This is a genomic window from Halodesulfurarchaeum sp. (assembly GCF_036626455.1).
Lineage (GTDB): Archaea > Halobacteriota > Halobacteria > Halobacteriales > Halobacteriaceae > Halodesulfurarchaeum.
Window position 1 is genome coordinate 26668 of sequence record NZ_JAZKRK010000023.1, and the last position, 6185, is coordinate 32852.

A 6185-nucleotide genomic window follows, 5' to 3' on the forward strand; every position below is an offset into this window, starting at 1 on the left:
CCTACTCGTAAATCGGATGGGCATCAGTCAGCCGGACGACTTCCTCGCTGACTTCAGCGATGACACTCTCATCGTCGATGTTGTTGATGACGCGGCCAATGAGGTGTCCGACTTCCCGCATTTCTTCCGTCGGACCTGTGATGATCCGTCCCGCTACCCTTTTGCCGCTGGTGGCTCTCAATTCGCCCATGAACGACGTATTGGAGGGTCACGTATGGCCGTCCTACTGATCGGTGAGGGGCCGGCTGTTGAATCGGCCGAGGCGATGCTTGCAGACTCCGATGTCGACGTTGCTCGTGGGTCGATGAACGATCTCCCGGCGGCCGATCTCGCCATCGTGGTTGGATTGGCCGGGAGCGAGGGGTTCGAGACGGCAAACGAACAGGCCATCGAATCGGACACCCCCTGGATCGCGGTCGAATTGGGTGGCATCGGTGGTGTCCCAATGCAGGGCCTTTCCGCGACGATCACGACCTTGCAGCCGGGATACGTCTGCTATGACTGTCTCCGCTCGCGTGTCGAAGCAAACGACGTTCACGCAGCAGACGAAGCGACCGCGGAACGGCCCGCGGCCCGACTTGCCGGCTCGTATGCCGGGATTCAGGCGATTCGAGCGTTTTCGGGGGCCCAGGTCGCCGGTGTCGTCGTGGAAGTTCCCTACGCTGAGCGCTCACTCCTGCCAGTTCCGAAGTGTGAACATGCCCCGGAACGGGATCGGTCCCTCGAACTCGACGACATCGATCGGACCCTCGACGAGGCACTTGAACAGGCCGAAATGGCGGTCGGTGATCGACTCGGTATCGTCCCCCTGATTGGCGAACACGATTCGTTCCCACTGCCCTATTATCTCGCCTCGGTGACGGAGACTACGAGTTGGAGCGACGGGAATGCGCCGGATCGGGCCGCGGGTGTCGCACAGACATGGGATGGGGCCTTCATGAAAGCACTCGGCGAATCCCTTGAACGGTACAGCGCTGCGATGTACCGAACCGACGACTTGGAGCGACAAACACCGGATGAAATCGATGGGCCGGCCCCGGATTCGTTTGTAAGTGTGCGCGATGGATATCCTGAATCGGCGGACTCGTGGAAGATGCCCGTCGTTCAGGGGCTCGATTTACAAACGGAGGATTCGGTCACGCTTCCGGCCGATCTCGTCTTCTATCCACCACCGGAGGGCACCATCGGACAGGCCATAACGACTGGCCTGGGGTTGGGAAGTGGCGGCGTCGACGCCGTTCTCTCAGGGCTGTACGAAGTGATCGAACGGGATGCCACGATGCTCTCCTGGTACTCATCCTTCGAGCCGCTTGGGCTCGAGGTGCCCGATTCAACCTTCGATTCGATGGTCGAACGGGCCCGAGGGAACGGACTTTCGGTAACACCGTTGTTGATTACTCAGGATGTTGACGTGCCCGTGGTGGCAGTGGCGGTTTCCCGGGACGAATATCCCCGCTTTGCCCTGGGTTCGGCTGCTGACCTTGACGCGGAGGCTGCAGCAATTGACGCCCTCTCGGAAGCGTTGCAGAACTGGATGGAACTGCGCGATCTCGGCCCAGAGGAAGCAAGCGAGGCGGGTGGGGAAATCGGGGCCTATGCAAAGGAGCCTGGTGCGGCTAGCTCAATGGCGAGCCCCGAGGAAACGGTTCCCGCGACTGCAGTTGGTCCCGAAACAGTTCCGGCGGGCCGTGCGGAACTTGACGCCCTCCTGGACCGAATGGATGCGGCCGGTCTGGACACGTATGCCGCATCGGTTACGTCCAGGGATGTCGAACGGCTCGGGTTCACGGCAGTTCGGGTTCTGTCACCGTCCGCCCAGCCGCTTTTCGTCGACGAGCCGGTGTTCGGGGATCGTGCCAGGATGGTGCCCGAAGATCTCGGTTTCGAACCCCGGCTCGACCGGGCGTTCCATCCGTATCCGTAGCCGGGTTGATTGTATTCTGACGGACGGAATCCTCAAACGCCGAACGTGGCCCGGAGCATGTCCCGGGTTCCCGGACCGAGTCCGACTGCGATAACGGCGATGAGCAGCAACGTGCTGAATCGGGGACTCTCTTCGATCATTTGCTTATCGAACAACCCCGTTACCACCACAGCAGCCGCGATTTTTAGCAGGAGAAATCCCCAGGCTACCCCGATGATTGCGGTGACGCCTTCGGGGACGACGCCCATCGTGATCTCGATGACTGCCCGGTTGACCGGGTGTTTCGGCACGAGGTCGGCTGCGAGTCCAAGTTCGGCGCCCCAGTCGATGCCCAGCACGTTTGCCAATCCATCGACCGAATGTGCCCAGAGAATGAGGGCCCCGAGCGCTGGCGTGCCACTGGCGACCGCTGGAACGTATTGTCGAATCGCCCACCAGCCACCTCCAGCGATGAGTGTCGACCCCCCGATCGTAAGCACCGTGAAACTCGGGTGAAACTCAACGTCGGCTGTTGTCAGTGCGAGCCAGACCAGGCCGAGAAGCGTGAGACCGAGGAGTACCGAGCCAGCGATGGCAATCGGCTGATCGGCGGAGTCGAAATACCCTCCGTTGCGCAATCGGATGCCGAGTATCAGCGCCCCGAGCGCGAGGAAGAAGACGGTGAAATAAATGATCGGACTGATCAGCAGTGCGTTCCAGGGGAACGGGATGAGGCTGGCGCCGGTGCCGGCGAGTGTATCTTGGGCGTCCTCGAGCACTCGAAGTGCGCCCCCGAAGAGCATGAAGGGGAACAGTGGGTAGATCAGGCTGACGTCGACCTCGAAATCAAGCCGGTTGAGAAGGAAGACGACACCACCGAGGGAGAGCAAAAGCGTAACCGCATAGCCGATTTCCGAGACGACGGTATAGCCCGGATAGGCCACTGGCCCGGCTGCACTTGCGGCTGCTGCGGTTGAACTGAAGAAGAGTGGATCGCCGCCGTTCCACGCCACCGCCGCGGCCGCGTGGGCGTCAGCCACAACTGGGCCCCAGAAGTACTGCCAGACGAACCGGGCGTACACGAGGTCCGGGACCAGGACCGACCCGCCGACCAGAATCGCCAGAATTGCTGTGACTCCGGCCGTCCAGAGTTGCTCGATCCGTGTGCTCGGGAATCCCATCTATCCGTTGACAGGGAAAACGCGTGTATCAGCGTTTTGGTCTCACCCGACAGCGCTCCATTAGATTGATGCAGCGGCCGTGGTCAGAACCTCGATCGAACGGTCGAATTCGACGAGATCCAGGTGCTCGTCCGGGGTATGATCCAGTGACGAGTCCCCGGGGCCGTAGGTCGCCATGGGGACGTTCCAGGCCTGGGCGTAGATATTCATGTCACTCGTCCCAGTCTTTCGGAGATGAGCCGGGTCGCCATCGAGGTGGCGGATCCCCCGACGAAGCGCACTGGCGACATCGTTCCGCGGGCGTTCCATGACTGGTTCTATCGCGTCAGTCCATTCGAGATCGCCGGGCTCGATGGCTTCGAGCGTGGATTTGACCTCAGCTACGCCTTTGGCAGGTGGAATCCGAAACTGCGCGTCGATCCACGCCTCGAAATCGAACCCGTCCGGGGTCGTTCCGCCACGCATTTCGACGGGTTTTGGTGTCACCTGCTCGAAAATCGAATCCGTCTCCCCATCGAAGGCAGCTTCGACTCGATCCCACCAGGAGATGGCCTGTTGGATGGCGTTCGGTTCGGGACGTGAGGTGTGCCCGACTTCCGTTTGCACCGAAAATTCCCCACTCAGCAACCCACGGTACCCCATCGTGATCGCATCCCATCCCGACGGCTCGCCATTGATGACTGCTTCCGGAGATTCTCGGTCCTCGACCAGGTATCTCGCTCCAGCAGAGGTTGTTTCTTCTTCTACCACCCCGACGAAACTGACGCCTGCGTTTACTGCTGCGACGGCCATCGCAGTCAACGGTCCTTTCGCGTCCACGCTTCCACGCCCCCAGAGGACCCCGTCTTCGACTCGAACCGGAATCTCGCCCGGCACGGTGTCCATATGGGATGTCAATACCACCGACTCGTCGGCTGGGGCCCTGAGGTTCCCCGCCTCGTCGATCCAGGTCTCCCGCCCATGTTGGTCAAAAAATGCCTGGAGCCGCTTCGCAACTGCAGTTTCTGACCCTGAGACTGACGGGGTTTCGACGACGTCTTTCAGGAGCGAACGTGCGTCCTCGGGAGCAATTTCGGTCATGTTACACCTCGTCGATAACCTCGCTCATGGCATCGACAGTCCGTTCGATTTCATCCGCGCCGATGATCAACGGTGGGAGGAAGCGAACGACTGTCCGGCCAGCTGGGAGGGCCAATATTCCATGGTTCATTGCAAGGTTCCCGACGACCCGGTTTGCCCCGCGTTTGACCTGCACGCCGATCATGAGTCCTTCACCACGAACGGCTTTCACGGAATCCCCGACTGCAGCCTGGAGTTTCTGCTTGAACGTCGAACCGAGCGTTCCAGCGTGGGCCGGGAGGGAGTCCCCGGTGACCGTTTCCAGCGTTGCCTTGCCGGCCGCTGCAATGGCCGGCCCGCCACTGAACGTGGAGCCGTGATTGCCTGCGTCCTCGGCGATCCATTCTCGAACCATGGTTGCGCCCAGCGGGAGGCCATTTGCGATCCCCTTCGCGGCAGTGAGGATATCCGGCGTGACCGGGGTTTGTTCGGTGGCCCACATAGTGCCTGTGCGACCGACCCCCGTCTGGATTTCGTCGAAAATCAGGGCCGCGTCGACGGATTCAGTCGCCTCCCGGGCCGCTTCGAGGAACGAGTCACTCGCTGGATTGATCCCGCCTTCCCCCTGGATCGGTTCCAGAATGACTGCCGCCGTTTCCTCGTCGACGGCATCTCGGAGTTCGGCCTCGTCGTCAAAGGTGATAAATTCGAATCCGTCCGCGAGCGGTTCGAATCCGTCCCGGTACGTGGGCTTCCAGGTCGCTGCGAGTGAACCGAGGGTCCGACCGTGGAACCCGTCTTTCATCGCGATGATTTTTGACCGGCCTGTCGCGTGTCGTGCGAACTTGATGGCTGCCTCGTTGGCTTCGGTTCCGGAGTTGCTCAACCACGCGTGATCGATCGGTTCTGGCGCCAGGTCAGTCACGAGATCGTAAAGGTCCTCTCGAACCTGGACTGGATAGGACCCTTGCACGTAGGTCAATTGCTCGGCCTGGGAGCTGAGCGCGTTGACCACTGCCGGATGAGAGTGCCCGAGGGGCGTACAGGCGTAGCTCGCCCCCATGTCGAGGTATTCCGTCCCGGACTCGTCCTGAAGCATCGTTCCATCCCCGGATTCGATCCGAATCGGCTTCGGGGAGAAGACGAACTCGCTCATTGATCACTCACCGCGGCAGGCTCGACTACCGTCCCGTCTCCAGCCAAGGCACGGCTGATCGGATCATCGGCATTGGCATCCCCGATTACAACCCGTTCTGCCCCGGATTCGAGGGCTTCCCGGGCGGCCATCACTTTCCGACCCATGAACCCCTCCGCTGCCGCCTCGAGTGTCTCGAAGTCGGTCGGCGTTTCGACGGTTTCGATCCGCGTCTGGGGATCATCCGGGTCAGCGTAGACTCCAGACACATCCGTCAACTCAACGAGTGTCGCTTCGAGTGCCCCGGCAACAGCTGCTGCCGCTCGGTCCGCGTCGCTGTTTACTGCAGTCCCTTCTTTTGCAAGCATCGGGACCGAGACGACCGGGGTGTACCCTCCATCGAACAGCAACGAAAGCAACTCGTCGTTGACGGATTCGATGGTTCCGGAATGGTCGCCGCGTCGGATCTTCCGCTTACCGTCTTCCAGCACCCGAATAGCCGACTTGCGACTTCCTTCGAGGACGTGTCCGTCCGGGCCAGAGAGCCCGACGGCGTCGACGCCGACATCCTGCAATTTGGTGACAAGATCCAGATTCAACTTGCCGAAAACCATCTTGAATACCTCCATGGTTTCAGCGTCGGTGAACCGGCCAACGACACCATCGGGTGTTTCAACGTACTCCGGTTCGATGTCCATCCGTTCGAGGGTCTCGTCAACGGCGGTCGAGCCGCCGTGGACGACGACCAGGGACTCGCCATCGTCGACAAGAGTGGCAACATCGGTGAGTGCACCGGCCGGATCGACGGCCTGGGCCCCGCCGATTTTCACCACGACTGTCATGGTGACCCTACCGGGTGCAGTCCCGTAAATTCCAGGCCTGCAGTTTCCTCGTACCCAAACGCGAT

The 6185-nt window shown here is 61.0% G+C and carries 6 protein-coding genes; 1 reads left to right on the forward strand and 5 read right to left on the reverse strand.

What is annotated here, in order from left to right:
* Position 1: 1 nt before the first annotated feature.
* Positions 2–190, reverse strand: a complete 189-nt coding sequence (locus tag V5A26_RS08010; protein ID WP_332321244.1) for a hypothetical protein — start codon at positions 188–190, stop codon at positions 2–4.
* A 24-nt stretch (positions 191–214) separates the two neighbouring features.
* On the opposite strand from V5A26_RS08010, the gene V5A26_RS08015 reads away from it, so the two are divergent.
* The gene (locus V5A26_RS08015) at positions 215–1924 is read left to right on the forward strand and encodes a YcaO-like family protein (protein ID WP_332321245.1); all 1710 of its coding nucleotides are present in this window, start codon (positions 215–217) and stop codon (positions 1922–1924) included.
* A 32-nt stretch (positions 1925–1956) separates the two neighbouring features.
* On the opposite strand, the gene V5A26_RS08020 is transcribed toward V5A26_RS08015, so the two are convergent.
* From V5A26_RS08020 to V5A26_RS08035, 4 genes are read right to left on the reverse strand one after another with little or no spacing between them, the layout of a single operon-like run.
* Positions 1957–3084 (reverse strand): DUF63 family protein, encoded by a 1128-nt coding sequence (locus V5A26_RS08020; RefSeq protein WP_332321246.1) that lies wholly within the window; start codon positions 3082–3084, stop codon positions 1957–1959.
* Positions 3085–3144: 60 nt separating this feature from the next.
* Positions 3145–4164, reverse strand: coding sequence for a [LysW]-lysine hydrolase (locus tag V5A26_RS08025; RefSeq protein WP_332321247.1), 1020 nt, complete (start codon positions 4162–4164; stop codon positions 3145–3147).
* A 1-nt stretch (position 4165) separates the two neighbouring features.
* Complete coding sequence (locus V5A26_RS08030; RefSeq protein ID WP_332321248.1) at positions 4166–5299, reverse strand: aspartate aminotransferase family protein; 1134 nt, start codon at positions 5297–5299, stop codon at positions 4166–4168.
* Positions 5296–6120 (reverse strand): acetylglutamate/acetylaminoadipate kinase, encoded by an 825-nt coding sequence (locus tag V5A26_RS08035; RefSeq protein WP_332321249.1) that lies wholly within the window; start codon positions 6118–6120, stop codon positions 5296–5298. The genes V5A26_RS08030 and V5A26_RS08035 overlap by 4 nt, the downstream gene beginning before the upstream one ends.
* Positions 6121–6185: the final 65 nt, after the last annotated feature.

Excerpts from the sequence above, each read along its gene's own strand:
- V5A26_RS08035 (WP_332321249.1), bottom strand. The coding sequence starts at position 6,120 with ATGACAGTCGTGGTGAAAATCGGCGGGGCCCAGGCCGTCGATCCGGCC.
- V5A26_RS08025 (WP_332321247.1), bottom strand. The coding sequence starts at position 4,164 with ATGACCGAAATTGCTCCCGAGGACGCACGTTCGCTCCTGAAAGACGTC.
- V5A26_RS08020 (WP_332321246.1), bottom strand. The coding sequence starts at position 3,084 with ATGGGATTCCCGAGCACACGGATCGAGCAACTCTGGACGGCCGGAGTC.
- V5A26_RS08010 (WP_332321244.1), bottom strand. The coding sequence starts at position 190 with ATGGGCGAATTGAGAGCCACCAGCGGCAAAAGGGTAGCGGGACGGATC.
- V5A26_RS08015 (WP_332321245.1), top strand. The coding sequence starts at position 215 with ATGGCCGTCCTACTGATCGGTGAGGGGCCGGCTGTTGAATCGGCCGAG.
- V5A26_RS08030 (WP_332321248.1), bottom strand. The coding sequence starts at position 5,299 with ATGAGCGAGTTCGTCTTCTCCCCGAAGCCGATTCGGATCGAATCCGGG.